This is a genomic window from Arenibacter antarcticus (genome assembly GCF_041320605.1).
GTDB lineage: Bacteria > Bacteroidota > Bacteroidia > Flavobacteriales > Flavobacteriaceae > Arenibacter > Arenibacter antarcticus.
The window spans coordinates 429,762-449,435 of record NZ_CP166679.1; the positions used below are offsets into that span (position 1 = coordinate 429,762).

The 19,674-nt window shown below is 39.3% G+C and carries 13 protein-coding genes and 1 pseudogene; 5 read left to right on the forward strand and 9 right to left on the reverse strand.

What is annotated here, in order from left to right; translation table 11 throughout:
* The first annotated feature begins 73 nt into the window (after positions 1-73).
* Positions 74-1,711, forward strand: coding sequence for an ABC-F family ATP-binding cassette domain-containing protein (locus KCTC52924_RS01875; protein WP_251809191.1), 1,638 nt, complete (start codon positions 74-76; stop codon positions 1,709-1,711).
* 254 nt (positions 1,712-1,965) lie between these two features.
* On the opposite strand, the gene KCTC52924_RS01880 is transcribed toward KCTC52924_RS01875, so the two are convergent.
* The 7 genes from KCTC52924_RS01880 to KCTC52924_RS01910 all read right to left on the reverse strand — a co-directional run bounded on the left by KCTC52924_RS01880 (position 1,966) and on the right by KCTC52924_RS01910 (position 11,870).
* Entirely contained in the window at positions 1,966-2,574 is a 609-nt protein-coding gene (locus KCTC52924_RS01880) for a YkgJ family cysteine cluster protein (protein WP_251809192.1), read from the reverse strand.
* 168 nt (positions 2,575-2,742) lie between these two features.
* Positions 2,743-3,102 (reverse strand): hypothetical protein, encoded by a 360-nt coding sequence (locus KCTC52924_RS01885; RefSeq protein ID WP_251809193.1) that lies wholly within the window; start codon positions 3,100-3,102, stop codon positions 2,743-2,745.
* Positions 3,099-5,516: a penicillin acylase family protein gene (locus KCTC52924_RS01890; protein WP_251809194.1), complete on the reverse strand. Its 2,418-nt coding sequence runs from the start codon at positions 5,514-5,516 to the stop codon at positions 3,099-3,101. Before KCTC52924_RS01890 ends, KCTC52924_RS01885 begins: the two co-directional genes overlap by 4 nt.
* 276 nt (positions 5,517-5,792) lie before the next feature.
* Positions 5,793-5,984 (reverse strand): cold-shock protein, encoded by a 192-nt coding sequence (locus KCTC52924_RS01895; protein ID WP_251809195.1) that lies wholly within the window; start codon positions 5,982-5,984, stop codon positions 5,793-5,795.
* Positions 5,985-6,289: 305 nt separating this feature from the next.
* Positions 6,290-6,718, reverse strand: a complete 429-nt coding sequence (locus tag KCTC52924_RS01900) for a hypothetical protein (protein WP_251809196.1) — start codon at positions 6,716-6,718, stop codon at positions 6,290-6,292.
* 348 nt (positions 6,719-7,066) lie between these two features.
* Complete coding sequence (locus tag KCTC52924_RS01905; protein ID WP_251809197.1) at positions 7,067-8,857, reverse strand: TonB-dependent receptor domain-containing protein; 1,791 nt, start codon at positions 8,855-8,857, stop codon at positions 7,067-7,069.
* Positions 8,847-11,870 carry a tetratricopeptide repeat protein gene (locus KCTC52924_RS01910; protein ID WP_251809198.1) on the reverse strand — a complete coding sequence of 1,008 codons (3,024 nt, stop codon included), beginning with the start codon at positions 11,868-11,870 and terminating at the stop codon, positions 8,847-8,849. Before KCTC52924_RS01910 ends, KCTC52924_RS01905 begins: the two co-directional genes overlap by 11 nt.
* A gap of 148 nt (positions 11,871-12,018) precedes the next feature.
* Here KCTC52924_RS01910 and KCTC52924_RS01915 point away from each other — a divergent pair, with 148 nt between their 5' ends.
* The 4 genes from KCTC52924_RS01915 to KCTC52924_RS01930 all read left to right on the forward strand — a co-directional run bounded on the left by KCTC52924_RS01915 (position 12,019) and on the right by KCTC52924_RS01930 (position 15,914).
* Positions 12,019-12,702, forward strand: a complete 684-nt coding sequence (locus tag KCTC52924_RS01915) for a cell division ATP-binding protein FtsE (RefSeq protein ID WP_251809199.1) — start codon at positions 12,019-12,021, stop codon at positions 12,700-12,702.
* Between the two features lie 405 nt (positions 12,703-13,107).
* Positions 13,108-13,818 carry a hypothetical protein gene (locus KCTC52924_RS01920; RefSeq protein WP_251809200.1) on the forward strand — a complete coding sequence of 237 codons (711 nt, stop codon included), beginning with the start codon at positions 13,108-13,110 and terminating at the stop codon, positions 13,816-13,818.
* 300 nt (positions 13,819-14,118) lie between these two features.
* The gene (locus KCTC52924_RS01925) at positions 14,119-15,156 is read left to right on the forward strand and encodes a sensor histidine kinase (protein ID WP_251809201.1); all 1,038 of its coding nucleotides are present in this window, start codon (positions 14,119-14,121) and stop codon (positions 15,154-15,156) included.
* A complete protein-coding gene (locus KCTC52924_RS01930; protein ID WP_251809202.1) occupies positions 15,153-15,914 on the forward strand; it encodes a LytTR family DNA-binding domain-containing protein in 762 nt (253 codons plus the stop codon). The genes KCTC52924_RS01925 and KCTC52924_RS01930 overlap by 4 nt, the downstream gene beginning before the upstream one ends.
* An 84-nt stretch (positions 15,915-15,998) precedes the next feature.
* Here KCTC52924_RS01930 and KCTC52924_RS01935 read toward each other — a convergent pair whose 3' ends face one another.
* Entirely contained in the window at positions 15,999-18,572 is a 2,574-nt protein-coding gene (locus KCTC52924_RS01935) for a PQQ-dependent sugar dehydrogenase (RefSeq protein WP_370671540.1), read from the reverse strand.
* Between the two features lie 174 nt (positions 18,573-18,746).
* Positions 18,747-19,408: pseudogene (locus KCTC52924_RS01940) on the reverse strand (ThuA domain-containing protein); the annotation flags it as partial.
* Positions 19,409-19,674: the final 266 nt, after the last annotated feature.

Below are 19,674 nucleotides of genomic sequence, written 5' to 3' on the forward strand. Positions count from 1 at the left end.
AATACTTATCCCCCATAATTATTTTACAGTCGTATGCTCCTTTTTTATAGTTTTGCACACTTAATATTCGATTATGATTTCTGTAGACGCAATAGCGGTTGAGTTTAGTGGTGATACCTTATTCAGTGATGTTTCATTTGTAATAAATGAGAATGATAAAATTGCCTTGATGGGTAAAAATGGGGCGGGAAAATCCACCATGATGAAGATTATTGCAGAGGAGCAAAAGCCCACTAGGGGCCATATACGTTATCCAAAGGATGCCGTTATCGCTTATTTGCCCCAGCATTTACTAACCGATGATAACTGTACCGTTTTTGAGGAAGCATCAAAGGCGTTTAAGGAAGTCTTTGAAATGCGTGATGAAATGTCGCGCTTAAACAAGGAATTGGAAACCCGTACGGATTATGAATCGGACTCGTATATGAAGATCATAGAGAAGGTTTCCGATCTTGGGGAGAAATTCTATGCCCTAGATGACATTAACTATGAGGCTGAAGTAGAAAAGGCCTTGCGCGGACTTGGGTTTAAAAGAGAAGATTTCCACAGACTTACCAGTGAATTTAGTGGTGGATGGCGAATGCGGATAGAATTGGCGAAAATTTTATTAAAAAAACCGGACCTCATCTTATTGGACGAACCTACCAACCACGTTGATATAGAATCGGTGATCTGGTTAGAAGATTTCTTACTGAACAAGGCTAAGGCGGTGGTGGTCATCTCCCACGACAAGACCTTTATAGACAATATTACCAATAGGACCATAGAGGTTACCATGGGTAAAATCTATGATTATAAAGCCAATTACTCCCATTACCTACAATTGCGGGAAGAAAGACGAAGCCATCAAATAAAAGCCTTTCAGGAGCAGCAAAAATTTATAGCTGATAATCAGACATTTATCGATCGCTTTAAAGGGACCTATTCCAAGACCAATCAGGTGAACTCCCGGGAGCGAATGTTAGAAAAACTACAGATAATAGAGATTGATGAAATAGACACTTCGGCCTTAAAACTGCGCTTCCCACCCTCTATCCGATCGGGAGACTATCCCGTACGCGTAGAAGATCTTTCCAAAAGCTATGGGGATCAGGTAGTATTTAAAAACGCCAATTTCTCCATCACCAGAGGAGAAAAAGTATCTTTTGTTGGAAGAAATGGGGAAGGTAAATCTACCATGATAAAAGCCATATTAGGAGAGATTGAAATAGAAGGAAGTTGCACCTTGGGCCATAATGTGAAAGTGGGCTATTTTGCCCAGAACCAGGCCTCTCTTTTAGACCCAGATCTTACTATTTTCCAAACCGTGGACGAGGTTGCAGAAGGAGATGTACGAACACAGGTCAAGAATATTCTAGGCCGATTTATGTTTGGTGGGGACGACTTGGAGAAAAAAGTAAGCGTTTTATCAGGTGGGGAAAAAACCCGACTGGCTATGGTAAAGCTACTTTTGGAACCTGTTAACCTATTGATCTTGGATGAACCTACTAACCACTTGGACCTAAAATCTAAAGATGTGCTAAAAGAGGCACTCTTGGCCTTTGACGGTACTTTGATATTGGTCTCCCACGACCGTGATTTCCTTCAAGGGCTATCGCAAAAGGTCTTCGAATTTAAGGAGAAACGAGTTATTGAACACTTTGAGACTATTGATGCCTTTTTAGTGCGAAATAGGATCGAGAGCTTAAAAGAAATGGATTTAAAAGGCTAAGCCTTTAGGAATTCAGATAGCGCCTTCCCTTGTCCTGTGCTGAGCGAAGTTGAACTATAAGAAAATGTGGCTTTTGTTCTCTTTTCGAGAATAAAGGCCGGAAGGGTCACATAGATAAATATTGTTCATGGGGGGTGTTTTCATCGCCACCTCCCTAACGGAAGGCAAATTAAATCTCTGGTTCCAAAATCCATATTAGATAAAATCCGAGTTCTTAAGTCTGTACTAAGGAGCGAGTTAATTTTAGCCTTTCCCTAAGCTATATCCTTATATCCATTAGGAAAAGGACGGTAGGCGTAATATTGGAGAACTTCCTCAAGAGCTTCCTTCATGGCCTTATTGATCGGAAGAATAGAATTCCCCAGCTTAAAATCGATTTGATTGAGATTCATATAATAATCCGTAAAAATAGGAACATACAATCCATTTTTCATAGCCTCCACAGCGCTGTTATAGTTTTCTACCTGCCCCTCTTTTATAATCTTGCAAGTTGCCAAACGCAATTCCCCAAACTTATCCCTATTGGCACCATATCCAAAAAGTCTACATATTAATCCACGATACTTATAATCTCCGCACCTACCGCTTTTTTGATCCAAGACAGATAGGGGTCGGTATAAATGACAGATAGAGCTATTGTTTAATTTTAATTCCTCCAAAGTGGCTTCTGCCTTTCCATTTAGAAATACATGGAAAGCCCAAGGTAAAAACTCAAGTGGAGAGGCCTCAACATCAGGATGCGTGCAACACCTACCGCAACCAGCCTTACAGCCCAATCCTGTCTGGGTTTGGAAGGTCGCAATTTCCTTATCCAACCCTGCAAACAATTCCTCGACTGCCTTTACCCTAAATTCTATGGTCATTTATAATTTTCCACAAATTTACGTCATAAATAAAAGCGTACGACATGAAATTATCAGGGAATTTATTTATTTACAATAGCTTGATTATCATCAAAATAGTATGCTTTCTACAAAAAACCTATCTATATAAAAACAAATGAAAGTGGACTTGCTTTTTTGAGTTACCTACTACCTATCCCCCATCACCAATTGGCGACATTGTTTTCCAAAGATTGCGGTAACACCGGCAGCAACACCTCCAATTAGCGCAGTGATCAGCAATAACAGGGTAGCATTCCCCTCCATTTGAAATAGGGTCGCCAATTTTTGTGTCAATATAAAATTGTTGTTATTGGCCAACCCCCATGCATAAGCCAGCCAAAACACCCCTACGGCTAAAAAGGGCACAAAAAAGACTGCGCTATGTTTTAAGCTTATAAAAATTGAGGTTATAAACGCAGCGACCATCACGGACCACCATGGAAGAAATTGGGATAAGAGCACCGCCAATAATACGGTAATTGCGAAATTTATAAGGTTATTTTTCATTTTGACGGACTTAGGGTTTGGGTGAAAATAATTCCTTCAGTTTGATTTTTATCTTGCATAAAATTGAGTTCCAGATAGTCGCCCGCAGCCCACCTATCAATAAAATCGTCATAGTATTTACTTCCTGGATTCCCCGATTGTCCCCCAGGATAAATTCCCCATGCCTTAGGAGGCGTACTCATCTCCACGATCATTCTCCACGAGGGACCATGGTCTTTGGAAGTAGCATTTACAACACTCTTATTCCCTCCTATAGGAAGGTTAAAACGGGAAAATGCCGGTAATGCCTGAAGCAGGTGTCCCACAAAAGTAGCTTTATAGGCTCCCCAATTATAACTGCCGTTTTCCTGTTTCCATTTTTCCAAATCATTTACCGCTTCCTTAAAGGATATTACAAACAGCTCTTTTGCTGTTTCTTTTTCTGGGGTAGACTTTAGATCCATAAAATCGTCCTCCGGATAGTTCTTTAGTAAATATATGGCCTGATAATTAAAAGGTGGATCCATAGCCAATTCTCCCCCTTCAAATTCGTCCCACAGCAGCACCTTTAATTTCTGCCACCATGCTTCCCAAATACTGGGACCAGATTTCTCTATATCATTAAAAAAGTCCCACGTTTTTATTTCCTCTAAAAACTGCTTTTCAGTGGCACTTAATAGGCTGGTATCCATATTCAAAAACATATGGGGCAACAATTCCGCGGCCATAAGGTTGTAATTATTGTTGTGCAAATCTTTAAAATCCTGAACATTGAACTTTTCCTTAGACCTAAAAAAATCATTGATCACCCTATTTCTATAGGTTTCATAACCGTCATTAAATACGTAATACGGATAGGACTCATCCGTAGGATGCTGATTTGCTGAACTCACAAACCCCTGAGAAGGGTTCTTTACCTGGGCGTTGTACTCTTGGGGAATAAAATTTTGCCATTCGTGATCCGGTCTACTACCGTCTAGCAAGAATTTGCCTTGTCCTTTCCATTTATTGGGAAATTTACCTTGAATCCACAGGGCAATATCCCCATCCTTGGAAGAGAATATAAAATTCTGGGCCGGGGCTACATAATAGGTAAGTGCCAATGTATAATCCTCGTAATTCTTGGCCTTATTCAGATCCAAAAAAGTGCGTTGGTTATTTCCTCCTATATGGCCCACCCATTTCATAGCATACCCAACTTTTTGTTCATTGCCCTTAAAACTGACATCATAGCTAACCGGCCCATGATGGGTATAGATCACCGTGTCATACACCGTAGCCTTATTCCTCACCCTAATAGCTTCTATTCGTTTATCGCTATCCTTTAACTGGCCATCATAATGGTATTTCGTTCTTGTTGCATCGCTAAACTGGATCTTATACCAGTCCTTAACATCCCTAGTAGCATTGGTAACTCCCCATGAAATATCGTTATTGAAACCAATAATTATCCCTAATGCACCCGGAAGCGTTGCTCCATAAGTATTTTTAGAGGGAGTAGCCAACTGCATGGCAAACCAAATAGAAGGTAGTTTAAGGCCTAGGTGAGGATCATTGGCAAGGATCGCATTACCAGAATATGATTTTTGGGGCCCCACTGCCCAGTTATTACTACCGTTATCTGGATGTGGTTTTTCCATAGTTTCCACAAAATAGTCTTGGGGAAGCGAACCTGTGGGCACTTCATTTAAGGTTACCTGCCAATGGTCCCATCCTACCTCTTTGGGAATCACTGGATCTACAATATCAAAAAAATCGGGATAAAAAAGATCAAACCTTTCTTTCCCATAGGTGTTTAAAAAATTGGTGTATTCCAAATCGGAATCCCCGCCTGCCAACATATCGGTCATATACATAAGCAAAAGGGCAGTCTTTTTTATGGTCCATGGTTCGGGGCTGTAATCTAGCAATTTATATTCCACGGGATAGTCCTTTGGCTTTAGCTGATCAATATAGGCGTTTACCCCCTCTTTGTAGGCTTCCAGAAAACTCATAGTTTCTGGATCTTCCTGCATTTTAATCAAGCTGTTTTCTGCTCCGAACACCATTCCTTTTCGCCTTTGTGCCCTGTCAAATTCCAAGGCAGCATCGCCTACAATTTCGGAAACCCTTCCTGCAGCAGCATGAGTCTGAAACTCCATTTGCCACAACCTGTGTTTTGCCGTTATATACCCCTGCGCCTTGTAAAGATCAGTATCGTTCTGGGCAAAAATATGCGGGATCAACTGCGCATCATAGCTTATAGATACCGCTTCATTAAGTCCCTCCAACACCAACTCTTTATCCTCCCCCGTTTCGGAATGCTCATTTTGCCAAGCTCCATGTACGGGATCCAAGAACTTTCCAATAGGGGGAATACTGCCAAATTTTGTGTTCAATCCAAAAAATACCGCCAATACCAAAAGTAAGGACAGTAAAAATTTTAAATTCTTCATAAGTAAGTATCTAATTGCTTAAAAATAACAAAATAATCTGAAGGAAATTGGCAGAAGTTTTTCCGCCTTTTAAAATAGCTCCCTATTTAAATGATAGAAAAAAAATGGATTAAAACTTGATTGCGCGTATTTGGAAAGAGGAATCGGATGCCCCCATATTTACGTTGGGGTTTAAGTTAACAAAGATTGAGTCTAAAGGTTCTTATAACCCTTATTAAACGTAAAAAGCCTATCCAACGGACAGGCTCTAGGTCTTAAGAAATCAAAAAGTACTTATTAAATAACTTTAACGTTTACCGCATTTAATCCTTTTTTTCCTTCTTTTAGTTCAAACTCAACTTCATCGCCTTCGCGAACTTCGTCGATTAAACCAGAGATGTGTACAAAATGTTCTTTGTTAGAACCTTCTTCGGTGATGAATCCAAATCCCTTGGCATCATTGAAAAATTTTACTATTCCTCTACTCATTACTAAAAATTAAATTAATTAAAACTTGTCAACCAAATATAGCTCCAAAAGTTTGAACCACAATCATTTAAACTGAAAAATTTTCTGTTTTTATTAAAATTATTTGGCACAATAAGTGATGAGGTCTTGTATTCTATTTTTTTAGTAATCGTGATTTCCACCCTCCCTTTTAGTGTGCTAACGTGCGCATCACTATTGTTCATTATAGGTTTAATGTTTGCGTACCATTAATGGAACGGACTAACGCCTAGGTGCTGTATTTAAATCGCCTTAAAAACAACCTCCTTGCTTACAATGGGGAGGAATTAGGATTTACTTCGCTTACCAGCCAATGACATCTGCCCTTGCGAAGAATTGGCCTTTCCAGCTATGGAATTATCCTTTACTTCCAAGGCAACCATTACCTTTTCACCTTCCACCATAACTGAAAAGTTCATTTTATTTTTATTCACCGAAACCTCGGTAGCCTGCTTGGTATCGTATTGCAATTTCACCTTTACTACATACTCCTTGTTTTCTTTAGTTATTATTAAAAGGCCTTTACTATACTCATAAGGAACATCTGCTACTGTATATTCCCAAGTGCCAACAAAGGTATTTGGGGCTATCGCCTCCACTTCAGGGCTATCCAAATAATGGGGGACCGGATTGGTTTTGTTTGTCGCCATAAGGGAGACACTTGTCAGCATAAAAAACGTAACTGCAAAAAATAATTGTCCAAATTTTTTCATCATGTATTTATATTAAGTTTGTTATTGACTTTAAAACAAAACAACGGTATTCTATCAAATAACGTATCGGTTTACAAAATTCTGTGACCAAAAGACCTTTGGCTGTGATAAACGGGGAGTAGGCATTAGCTTTGCCTAGCTGCTCTGGAAACTCCAGTTGGACTTAAAAAGTAGGTAGGCCCAAGTTCCTTAGGCTAAAAGGCTATGATAAAAAGGGTGTACCCAGGTAACTATTAGCCCGCTTTGCAAACCTTTAAATAGAAAAAGGGCGTACATGGAATTCACCAAATACGCCCTTAACTTTTTGTTCGGTAACCGAAAGTATTTCTGCACTAAAGCAGAAAATCCAAGCTACAAATCAAATTTGTAGGTAGCTCCCGCTAAAATCTGAAAACCTTGTACTTTAAAATTGTTCCAACGCATGTAATTTTGATCCGCTATATTATTGGCCTTGACAAAGACGGACATCTGTTCATTAAAACGGTAACCTACATGTGCATTGGCATCAAAATAACTTTTTAAGCTAATTGATGTCATGGTAAAATCTTGGGGCTGGGTACCTGGCGATGCCACGGAGTACAAATCATCCCTTTCTCCTACATAAAACAAATTGGCTCCAGCAAACCACTGCTCCCCTATCTGATAATCCATAAATAAAGAGCTGGTTAATGCGGGCAAGTTCCATGCGGGATTATCGGTTTCGGTATCGTAATCATATACTTGAGCATTGACCCCCAGGCTGAAATTACGGTTAATATCCACATTTAATTCCCCAAATATCCCCAAGGTTTTTACGTCGTCGTAAAAGACCTGGAAACTATTCCCATAATAATATCCTTTATTATCATCCCTAGTGGTATTCTCAGGATTCAGCATAAATAAAGGCTTTCTATTTTCTGCGGAATACGACCCCTTTATATTATAGCTTAGGTTGGGCAACAATTGACCTCTAAGCCCAATATATCCGTCATATTGTTGGTCTGTGGGCTGAATTTCCAAAGTGGGGGAGACATATGGATTTTCTTCCACATAACTGTAAAACGAATTTTGGTTTAATCCACCTTCAATTCCCCCATAGATTATAGCCACATCATCTAGCATTCTATAGGACGCAGTTACTTTGGGGTAGATATAAAAATTATTTTCTTTATTTTCTAAATCCATCCCATATACTAGATTTACCCCTAAATTCAAGGTTAAATCGTCCTTTAAAATATTGATGTTCGGATTTAATCCCACCTGTAAGAAGGAATATTTTATTTCCGGAGTTTTGGTATCATTACTAACCTCAGCATTTTTGAAATTACCTCCCAAATAATCTACCTTAGTTTTAATAGTCAGCAACTCATCCCCAATTGGGGCTTCTAAAACAGGCTCTAAAACAGCTCTATTTTCCCCTGATTTTGTTGCATCCCAGAACCGCCTTACCAATAGGTGTGCACTTTTGAAAAAAGAATCTTCCATAGAAACATAGGCACCGGCATGGACATTAAAATAGTTTTGTTTTTCGTCCATAGCACTTACCAATTCCTCAGTATAATACCCATTGGGAATACCGTACCAGTTATACATCTGATGTTGAAAACCCATATTGGCACCCCAACTTAAGTCCCTATCGTATTTGGAATACTTACCATCTAACTTAGAATTATAAAACACATTATCCAAGGCAGTACCATCTATTTCGCCTCGAGAAGAATGATGATTTAGGGAAATATCCAAACGTTCATCCCTATTTAACGCCCTACTGGTATAAAAATCTAGCAAGGCATTGTTATAATTCCCCAAACCAATGGAGGCTGAGGTATTAAAAAATTTTGGTGGAGGCGTTTTCTTCACGCCAGTAGCCTTCCCCTTGGAAGGTGTAAAAGTTGATGCCACAGGTACCGAAAAGATACTATAGGTAATTGGTTTCTTTTGTAGTACTATAGAATCGTTCAAGCTTGGGAGGGACTTGATCTTAAAGGCATCTGAAATTGATGGGGTGTACGCTTTAATAACGGTGACCGTCTCTGTTCCAATGTCTTTTTTGTCTTCGTCCTGTGCTTGTGAGGTCTGAAAAACTCCGACCAAGGCAAACAGGCTTAATTTTATATAATTGTGCATATAATGTTCTTTTTGCTGGGATTTTCTAGTTCCCATTCGGGTTTATTGAGGAATTACTTTGGGCTTCTTTTGCTTTAATAATGACCGACTCTTTTTTAGCTTCATCAACGATGGTAGGATACTCCCCAAAGTTTGCGATTACGCTATCCAAAATATAGGTCGCCTGAAAAGCATCTCCTAAAGCATAGAAGTTTTTAGCCATAAGGATCAAGCCTTTTGCACTCCATTCCTTATACCCGGCATAATCCTTCGCCAATTTCTGGACCGAGGCATTGGAGGCCTCATAGTTTTGGGTCTTATTTTTAAAATAAGCATCATAGAACAGTGCTTCTGCAGCCAAATCGCCAGTGGCAATTTTAAGCACTTCCGCATAAGCGGTTTTAGCTCTATTTTCATCATTGGTCTTAATTGCCGATCTCGCAATCATAATATGGGCATCGCTCTTAATACGGTTGTCAATTTTTGAGGTTGCCAATACTTTCCCCGCATATTCTATCGTTTTATTGAAATTGGACTGCTCATAATACCCTTTCATAAGATTGGAACGGGCAAAAGTAACGTTCTGTTGAATTTGCGCACTAGCCTCCAATTGCTCTAAATAAGGAATTGCGGTTACATAATCATTTTTGCCTGCATAAATCTCACACACCCGCGTAAGTGCCTGCTCGGCATACTCATTGTTCCCTTTTCCTGCAACATTCTTAAAATACGGTAAGGCCTTATCTTTTTGTCCTTTCCCAAAATATAGTTGTGCAAGGTTAAAATTGGCCTTTAAGGCATTTAATCCATTAGGGAATTGTTTTACATATCCCTCATACCCTTTAATAGCGGCATCTAACTTGCCTTCCATATTTTGTTTGTCAGCAGATTCAAAGGTAGCATTGTCCAATTCTGCATCGGTCACCTCTACAAAGTCGAGCCCATCTACCCACTGGGCATACTCATTTACCCTTCCTAGGTCAACATAGATCAATTTGGCCGTGGTTACTGCCTGTAGTGCTTCTTGGCTATTGGGATGGTCTCTTACCACGGTTTTGAATTTCACCAAAGCCTCTTCGTTCCTATTGGCGTTATAATGTACTAATCCCTGTCTCATCATTGCCTGAGGCACTAGGGAACTTCCTCTATACTCCCGGATTAACTGGTCGTATAACTGCAATCCCTTCTCTATGTTGTTAGCACGTATATAGGAATTTGCCAATTCAAAAAGCGCATCATCCTTTAAGGTAGAATTGGGATATTTGGAAACAAAATTGGTAAGCTCCTCTATTTTTGTGGCACTTCTATCCACAAATCCATAACTCAATGCTTTTTGATAAGCGGCATAATCCCGCTCTGGAATATTCCTGGCTATAGCCTTGTTATAGGTTTCAATTGCTGGCCAATATTTGCTGCTTACAAAATAGCTATCGCCCAAACGCAAATAGGCATCGTTTAATTTTTCAACCTCAGCCCTGTTGGCCTCCACATAATTGCTAAAGGCGGTGATTGCCCCAGTGTAATTTTTCAGTTTAAAATAGGCATAGGCCAAATTATAATCTACATCCTTATATTCTGGGGTAGATCTTGAGGCGGCATTTTGTTTGAATGCCATATATCCTGCTACAGCTTCCTCGAAGTGGTTCATGGAAAAATCGGATTCTGCTTTCCAGTAACTTGCCCTCGCTTTAAATTTTTGATCCTCTGCATTGTCCAAGGATTTTTTAAAGGCCAGTGAAGCACCTTCGTAATTGGTTTCCAAAAACAATTCTACGCCTCTATAAAATGCCACTTTTTGATAGGTAGCCTTGCTTGCATAATTTTTGTTGGTCTCTAAAAGCAACATAGCCCCTTCAAAATTCTTTGAGGTAATATAAGAGTCCACCAAGAGATCCTGAATTTCTTCCTTATGTGGTCCGTTCGGATATTTTTGTAAAAAGGTGGTCAGCACCTTAGGTACCGGTTCATAGGCATTTCCTATCTCGTAGCTTAGGCGGGCGTAATTTAGGTAGGCATCCTTCTGAATTTCTTTATTAAAATCCATTTGGGAAGCATTTTTAAATGCATTCAGGGCTTCCTGCTTTTTTTGCAATTTAAGATAACACTCTGCCAAATGATAATAGGCATTCTGCGAAACATCGCTGTTACCATCAATAATCTTATTGAACTGCTGTATTGCATTGGCATAATCGCCTTGCATATAATAGGAGTAGCCCAACAAATAATAGTCCGTATTGCTCCATTTACCTCTTTTCCCCTTGTATTCAGTTAGATACGGAACGGCATTTTCATACTGTTTAAGGTTGAAATAACTCTCCCCAATAATTTTATTGAGTTCCGATACCTCTGTCCTGTCAGATTTCGCCAATTGCTTCTTGGCCAAAGTAATAGCCTCCTCAAACTTACCTAGTTTAAAGTTCATATCTGCCTGATAGTACGACAATTTTTCGTCCAGAATGTCCTGGTCGGCAATTTGATCGAAACGCAGATTGGCCCCTACATAATCGTCTTCCTGATACGCTATATACCCCAAGTAGTACTTCGCTTGGGAACCGTAGGTCCGCGAAGTGGTCACCTTGTTTAAGTATCGTTCTGCTTCTTCCGGCTTATTTGAGGAAAACAAGGCATAACCATTGTTAAAGTTAAACCGTTCCATATCCTTACGAGACAGGGAATTTTGATCTACCTTGGCATACCATTTTAAGGCATAGGGATATTTCCCCGTTTCAAAATAGTAATCCGCTACATCTATATAGGCCGAATTGCGTTTGGTTGAAGTGGGGTAATTTTCTACAAAATCCTCCATCAACCTATCCGCACCAAGCTGATTTAGGCGAATAGCAGCATTTGCCGCATAATAAGCGCTGTTGGCCTGTGTCTCCACATCCCTAGTATTGCGCTGCACCGATTCAAAGATTGTTTGTGCTGCTTGAAACTGTTTGTTGTTATACAATGCCAAAGCCTCTTGATAGTCTTTTTGGTCATGCGTATAAATTTTTGACTCTTGGGAAACACCATAAAACATGGATCCGACAAAGCACAGTATTACAGCGGTTTTTTTTCTTAGCATAATGTTCTCTAATAGTTAAGAGTTACCGTTTATTAATTTAGATAACGATAAATATTGTTCTCAAGTATATTATAAAGAAAAAGATTTTTTAAGTAGAATGGGCCATAATCCAAAGGAACTTATTACATTTATATCAACATTGAGAACTATGGGCGAGAGCATATTGAAGCTGAAGGATGTAGCAGTATTTCAGGGAGAAAATTTAGTATTAAACGACATAAGCCTAGAAATTAAAAAAGGTGAATTCGTATATCTTATAGGAAAGACCGGAAGCGGGAAAAGCAGTTTTATGAAAATGCTCTACGGAGACCTACCCTTAAAGCAAGGGAGTGGTTCCATTGTAGATTTTGACCTTAAGACATTAAAGGAAAAGGACATTCCCTATCTAAGGCGAAAGTTAGGAGTGGTTTTCCAAGATTTTAAATTGCTACCAGACCGAAATATAAACAACAATCTATTCTTTGTACTCAAGGCTACTGGTTGGAAAGACCAGAGCTTGATGAATGCCAAAGTGGAGGAAGTTTTGGGAAAGGTAGACATGAAAACCAAAGGCTTTAAATTTCCACACGAATTATCAGGTGGGGAACAACAACGGATCGCCATTGCCCGCGCCTTATTGAACGACCCCGATCTTATTTTGGCCGACGAGCCTACTGGAAACCTTGATCCGCAGACCAGTGTGGAGGTTATGAAGGTGCTCCAAGAAATAAATAAGACAGGAAGAACCATTTTAATGGCTACACACGATTACGCCCTGATCTTGAAATATCCTTCCAAGACCCTTAAGTGCGATGGCAATAAAGTTTTCGAGGTAATCCAAAGAGCAGTTTAATCACTAGTATATTTCTCGGAATTTTGTATTTTGACTAATCGAAAAACCAGGTCCATAAACGGGTATGTGTACATTATAAGCGTAGGAATCTTTAGACTGAAGGCACGTACAACACTAAAATTGTATGTCGATCTTTCACCGAGAGCGATCATCATATCAAACAGATTTTATCTACAGTCGTTCATTTTTATAAAACGATTATCCGCAACTTATTTCTGTAAAACTTTGTCGGGATACCCCTCGCCAACCCCATAGTTTACAGGACAAATACATTTCAACTTTCCTTAAAGTCGTTTCACTTGCAAATTTCCACACTTCACTCAATTCCCGTCGAAATCAGCAATACATGATGCTATCTTTGTACTTGTAATGAAATTAAAGAGTACAATTAAAAATATAGATCAGATGAAAAATATACATATACTATTAGGAGTTGGGATGTTATCTACCCTTCTTCTTTCCTTTACCACTAATAATAAATACGGAGAATCCGTTGGCCATATTGGAACTTTTTCTAGCACAACAGAAACCTACGGACTTTTTGAAGAAACACTTTCGAAAGATGAGGCAGCAAGAAAATTATCTCCTGAAGAAATTTCCGTAATTGACCTTGAAGAAGACGTTGTTCTTGACTTTAATACGGCAGAATATCTGCCCATTGGTTTTAATGCCTATGCCGGAACGGAGCCAGACATCAATAACTTGGTAGTAGAAAAAAAAGACGAAGAAATTGTTCTGAATTTTAATACCGCAGAATACCTCCCCATTGGCTTTAATGCCTATGCTGGAATGAATCTAGACCTCAATGATATAACAATAGAAGAATCAGAAGAAGAAATTGTTCTGAATTTTAATACTGCAAATTACCTGCCTATTGGTTTCAACGCCTATAGCGGAATGAAGTTAGACCTAGATGATATTGTAGTAGAGGAGCTGGAAGAAGAAATAGTTCTGAATTTTAATACTGCAGAATACCTGCCTATTGGTTTTAACGCCTATAGTGGAATGGAGTTAGACCTAAATGATATTGTAGTAGAGGAGTTGGAAGAAGAAATTGAACTTGGTGATGAAGTCAAAAATTACCTACCTGTAGGATTTGACCCATACACCAGATAAAAATTAGTTTACTAGGTTAGTTGGTTAGTAAAGTTAGGCCTTTGGCAAGTTGCCAGAGGCCTTTCGCTTTCAACTGAAGCGCCTCCCATTTGCAATTTAAAGGGATGTTACCTTGCCCATTCTATGTTGCGTCAAAAAGTTCTAGGGCGTCCACAAAATAGTGCTCCTACCCTGCCTTAGCCATCGAAATCCAAGGATGGGTAAATTCGGAAACTCCGTATAATATCAGCTAAGTCCGCATTATAACCCTCGTGGAATTATTTAGATTAAAGCGGTATCTTTAAAAATTACAATGTAAATATGCAGCGAAACAAACAGGTTAATTTACAGGAAATTACGAAAATCGCTATCCTTATAGCAGTATTAGTAACACTCCCTTTAACCCTAAGCTTATTTAAAACAGTTTGGTTTACGGATGAACTTTTCTCCAATGACTTGTTTAACGATTTTATATTAAAATTGCTGTTTTTCTTTTTGTTTTCATGGACTACATTACAGTTCAATACCAATTGGATCTATAGGATCCCAAAAGAAAGCAAGTTTATAGATTTAGGGCTTAGATTTATAGGAAATCTATTATTACTGGTCATTACAACTACATTATTAACTAAGCTATACCCCTATTTTGTAGACAAGGCGATTTCGGAACGGGAAGCTGGATTTGTAAATACTATTTTTTTCGTAGTCCATATCATCATCATATTTATTGCTAGAATATTACGTCTTCAGATCATACAACGGGAGAGTATTTTGGAAAACGAATATTTAAAACAACAGAACCTCGAAAACGAACTTACAGCTTTAAAAAATCAGATAAATCCGCACTTTCTTTTCAATTCCTTAAATTCGCTCAACTACCTGATTCGCGATAATAAGGAAGCCACCATGTTCGTTAAGAAGCTTTCATTTATGTACCGCTATATTTTGCAGAGTGGTGATCGCGATTTGGTACAATTAAAAGAAGAGCTCAAATTTTTGGAGAGTTATACCTATTTAATAAAAACACGGTACCGCAACCGTTTTCTTATTGATATTAATATCGACGAAAAATATCTGGAGCGAAGAATTCCGCCTTTAGCATTACAGTTATTGGTTGAAAACGCCGTAAAACACAATGAAATCTCTGAGACCAATCCATTAAAGGTGACTATATACTCTGAAAATGAGTCTCTTTTTGTGGAAAACAAAGTAAGGATAAGAACCACTTTGGCAGAAGGAACTGGTACTGGTCTTTTAAATTTATACAAACGCTATTATATGATAAGAAAGCAGCAAATAGTGATAGATAGGAATACTGAATTTTTTCGTGTAAAACTCCCATTGAACAAAATGCTATGAAAGTTGTAATTGTAGAAGACGAATTAGCGGCAAGTGAAAATCTTGCTTTTATACTAAAAAATATAGAAGACTCCATTGAGATATTAGCTGTACTAGATTCCGTAAAGGAATCCATAGCGTACTTTTCCAAAAGCAATGAGGCGGAATTGGTTTTTATGGACATTCATTTGGCCGATGGCCTTTCTTTTGAAATTTTTGATTCAATAGAGATAGAGGCTCCCATTATTTTTACCACGGCATATGACCAATACGCCCTACAGGCCTTTAAGCTAAATAGTATTGATTACCTCCTAAAACCTATAGACGAAGACGAGCTAGCTTTAAGCTTGGAACAGTACAAGGGACAATTTAAAGGAAAAGGCCTATATACCGAACAGGTGGCGGGACTATTAAATCTAATAAACAAACAAAAGACTACCTATAAGTCCATGTACTTGGTAAATCACAGGGACCAAATGATTCCTTTAAAGACCGAAAACATTGCGTATCTGTACATTGAAACCGGCACTGTAAAAGCAGTGACCGATAAAAATCAGACCTATACCATGGAACAAAATTTAGAGGATTTGGAAAACGACTTAGACCCTACGATTTTCTATAGGATAAACCGTCAGTTTATCGTTAGAAGAGATGCTATTAAAGGCATACAACAGTATTTTAATGGCAAGCTTATCGTTAATGTGACCCCTCCTTCTCACGAAAGGATTGTAGTGAGTAGGGCAAAATCGTCAGAGTTTAAGAACTGGATGAATCAATAAGCCATTAACACTTCATTAAACAACAGGCTCCATAAGTTTTATACACCTATAGAGCCTGTGATTTAATTTCCAAAATAACAACGCTTACTTTTTAGAAAACTGCACATTGCGCAAGGCCACCATCCCCTCCGCTTCTGCGGCCTGGGCTGTTGGTTTGTAGACAAAATAAACTTCTTCTACACTTTCATTTATTGTTTCTGTCAACTTTAATGCAATCCTCCCCATTTCCGCACCACTTTGCGGTTTAGGCATGTTTCCTGTTCCTATCAATTTCCCATCAGGAGCATTTAATCGCATTTCAAAATCGAGTTCATAATTGGGCACTGTTTGCCAAACCGCGGTTATAGTGGCGGTGTTCACAGCTGTAAGATCTAACTTTGGAAGCACAAACCAACCCTCTTTTTTGGGAACCACCAGTAGATCCATCCCATTATAAGAGACAGGTTCAAAAGCATCTACCTTGGTTGTGGCACTGAACGGAACAGAATTACCTTTTAACACAACTGAGGTTGTGCCGGTAAGCGGTTTAACATTGTTTTCCCCTTGGTCTGTGTAAGAGGCTGTAATTACCATTACATTGGCGCCTTCTTCCTTCTTAGGCACAATAGAACCCGAGGGTGGTAGGGATTTTTGTTTTTGGCCGGTATCCACTAGAGAAAGGATATAGGCTGTAATCTGTCGAGCTTCGTCCTGGGTCATTTTGGGATGTGCTGGCATAGTAACCTCTCCCCAAACACCACTACCACCTGCAATTATTTTTCCTTGCAAATAGGCAGCTGCGTTTTTATCCATCTTATATTTTTTTGCGATCTCGTCATACATTGGACCAATAGATTTTTCCAACTCCTTATGACAGGTTCTACAATCCATAGCCTGAGTAAGTGCTTTACCGGTTACTGCCGCAGAAACTTCTTGGTGCCCTAAAGAAAGGGACACTTCATCCATACTCTCCAAATAATCTACTGAAACAAAAATATTATCCTCCACTATCTGGGAACCGTCAGGATCAGTAACTGTAACCTTATAATTTACTGGTACACCAGGAATAAAAAAGGAAGAATTTCCGCCCTTCAGATCTATGGATACTACTGGTCTGGAATTCCCCGCCACTACAGAAACGGCGTTGCTCTTGGCAGCGGCACCCTTATCATCTTTCACTTCAACTGAAATAAAATAATCTCCTGCTTCCTTATATACATACGCAATTTCCGGTTCAGTGGTCTCTTGGACTTCTCCGTTACCAAGATCCCACATATAGGTCATTGCATCCTTCTCCCTATCCGTCGCAGTTACTTTAGCCACAATATTTAGAGGCAGCTTTCCGGAGGTATTATCAACCGTTAAATTTTCAACCAGCGGAGGTCGGTTTCCGCCATTATAGTCGATATAACTCAAGGCAGAGTCATCATTCTTCGAGAACCAACCACTACCGTATTCCAAAAGGTAAATCCTTCCATCTGGCGCAACTTCCATATCTATAAGGTTGTTCAATTTTATCTGGTCTGCAAAGGGCTCCATTTTGTTAAATTCGCCGTTAGGGAAGAGGCTAACAGCCTTCATCCATCCCCTTATCCAATCGTAGACAAAAACTTTACCGTCATAATAGTTTGGCAGCGCATTTTCTCCCTTATAGAGATCAGTGTAATACACGGGTCCCGCCATGGCGTTTCTGCCCCCTGTACCTGTTTGTGGAAATTCTTCGGATTCCACATAGGGATAAAAAGCATAGGCTGGCATGGCTTTGGGAAGCTCCCTAAGCCCAGTATTATTTCTGGAGTTGTTAATAGGCTTTTCGGGATCAAATGCCTCTCCACTAATTCCAGTCTCATAATCGTAGGCACGGTATGGTTTATTATCAGCAATAAACAAAGGCCATCCGAAATTTCCTGCTTCCCTCGCCTGGTTTAATTCATCATAACCCCTAGGGCCCCTAGTTTGCAAGCTATCTACTCGCGAATCAGGACCAACATCGCCCCAATACACATAGCCTTTTTTAGGATCCACGGAAATCCTATACGGATTTCGGTGCCCCATGGTAAAAATCTCGGGACGCGTTTTTGGAGTCCCTTTGGGAAACAAGTTTCCTTCTGGGATACTATAACTTCCGTCTTCATTAACTTTTATACGCAATATCTTACCGCGTAGGTCATTGGTATTGCCCGAAGATCTTTGGGCATCGTACTGTTCATGTCCCGGTATATCGTTCAAGGGTGCAAAACCTTTGTTCGTGTATTTAACACCCTTTTCATTAAAGGGAGTACTATTATCACCAGTTGACAAATAAAGCATATTATCTGGTCCAAAGGCTATAGATCCCCCTGTATGGCAACAAATCTCGCGCTGACTCTCCACCTCCAAAATCACTTGTTCGGAATTCATCTGAAGCAGATCGTCCTCAAATTTAAATCGAGACAACCTATTCACCCATTTATCACCGGAAGGGCTGTAAAAAAGGTAGATCCAATGGTTGTTGGCGAAATCCGGATCCTTTTGCAATCCCATCAATCCCTCTTCGGCATTTACATCGGGAGTATTCAATGTTTTGTGATAAACATCTAAAAATCCAACTTGGGTCAGTTCCCCTGTAGCCGGTTTGTACAACATAACCTCTCCCCTTCGCTGAGATACCAATACATCCATATTGGGAAGAATAGCCATTTCGGTTGGTTCAAAAAACCCACCAACATTTAATGGCACTTTGGTAAAACGATCCGTATCTGGAGGAATCTGCGTACTAACCTTGTCGTAATTGAGTTTTTCATTTTTTCCGATAGCATATTTAATACCTCCTAATAGGTGCTCTAGGTATAACGCATCGGAGAAACTGGCTTCTGTATGACCTAATGCGGTGTAAAATGCACGACCTCCATCATATTTGTGATACCAGCTCATAGGATGATGAGATCCATTTTCGCCACCCTTATAGCTCTTTTCATCGACGGTCATAACCACCTTCACCTCCGGATTAATTTTCTTAAAATTATAAAGTTCATCTTCCCGATGCCAGATAGAATCCGTAAACATCTCGGTCGCACTAAAATTAGAATCTGTAATAATAAAGTCGGCTTCTGGCGTCCCTGCAGGGTGACTTTGGAAATAGGCACCCACCAACTTGCCGTACCAGTTCCAATCGTACTCGGTATCCGCTGCTGCATGTACTCCTACAAAACCGCCTCCAGCCTGAATGTACCTTTCAAACGCAGCTTCTTGTTTGGCGTCCAAAATATTTCCAGTTGTACTCAAAAAATAATAGTCGAGTACTTCCTAAGCTCCTCATCGGTGAATAATTCTGCATTTTTAGTAGTATCTACTATAAACTGATTTTCTTTCCCCAATTTTTGAATTGCGGCAATTCCGGCTGGAATAGAGGAGTGCTTAAAACCCATTGTTTTAGAAAATACAAGCACTCGGGGTTCGCCCTCCCGTTTTTTACTATCGCATCCAGCGAGCAATAAAACGAACAGACAAAGAAATAATGCAAAAAAGTTTTTCATTTAAAAAATATTAAGGTGGTTATTTAGATGGATTTAATCTACATCGCAGTTTTAAAACATATTTGGTATCTTGACTGAAATATCAGCGGAAAATTTACTGTATTTATTATGTTTTCTTATAAAACCTTTCAAATATAGTATTAATTTCAGTTTTTCAACCCTAGGTTTACCATATTTTAAAAAATTCAAACCATGTAAGGATATACACGTATTCAAGAAATTTAATTGGGGAATCACCGTCAATAACCACTAGTAATATTGATCTA

Bases quoted from the DNA above. Each gene is read 5' to 3' on its own strand.
- KCTC52924_RS01935 (WP_370671540.1), bottom strand. From the start codon at position 18,572: ATGGCTATTCTTCCCAATATGGATGTATTGGTATCTCAGCGAAGGGGA.
- KCTC52924_RS01910 (WP_251809198.1), bottom strand. From the start codon at position 11,870: ATGCTAAGAAAAAAAACCGCTGTAATACTGTGCTTTGTCGGATCCATG.
- KCTC52924_RS01890 (WP_251809194.1), bottom strand. From the start codon at position 5,516: ATGAAGAATTTAAAATTTTTACTGTCCTTACTTTTGGTATTGGCGGTA.
- KCTC52924_RS01930 (WP_251809202.1), top strand. From the start codon at position 15,153: ATGAAAGTTGTAATTGTAGAAGACGAATTAGCGGCAAGTGAAAATCTT.
- KCTC52924_RS01905 (WP_251809197.1), bottom strand. From the start codon at position 8,857: ATGGGAACTAGAAAATCCCAGCAAAAAGAACATTATATGCACAATTAT.
- KCTC52924_RS01885 (WP_251809193.1), bottom strand. From the start codon at position 3,102: ATGAAAAATAACCTTATAAATTTCGCAATTACCGTATTATTGGCGGTG.
- KCTC52924_RS01895 (WP_251809195.1), bottom strand. From the start codon at position 5,984: ATGAGTAGAGGAATAGTAAAATTTTTCAATGATGCCAAGGGATTTGGA.
- KCTC52924_RS01920 (WP_251809200.1), top strand. From the start codon at position 13,108: ATGAAAAATATACATATACTATTAGGAGTTGGGATGTTATCTACCCTT.
- KCTC52924_RS01900 (WP_251809196.1), bottom strand. From the start codon at position 6,718: ATGATGAAAAAATTTGGACAATTATTTTTTGCAGTTACGTTTTTTATG.
- KCTC52924_RS01875 (WP_251809191.1), top strand. From the start codon at position 74: ATGATTTCTGTAGACGCAATAGCGGTTGAGTTTAGTGGTGATACCTTA.
- KCTC52924_RS01880 (WP_251809192.1), bottom strand. From the start codon at position 2,574: ATGACCATAGAATTTAGGGTAAAGGCAGTCGAGGAATTGTTTGCAGGG.
- KCTC52924_RS01915 (WP_251809199.1), top strand. From the start codon at position 12,019: ATGGGCGAGAGCATATTGAAGCTGAAGGATGTAGCAGTATTTCAGGGA.
- KCTC52924_RS01925 (WP_251809201.1), top strand. From the start codon at position 14,119: ATGCAGCGAAACAAACAGGTTAATTTACAGGAAATTACGAAAATCGCT.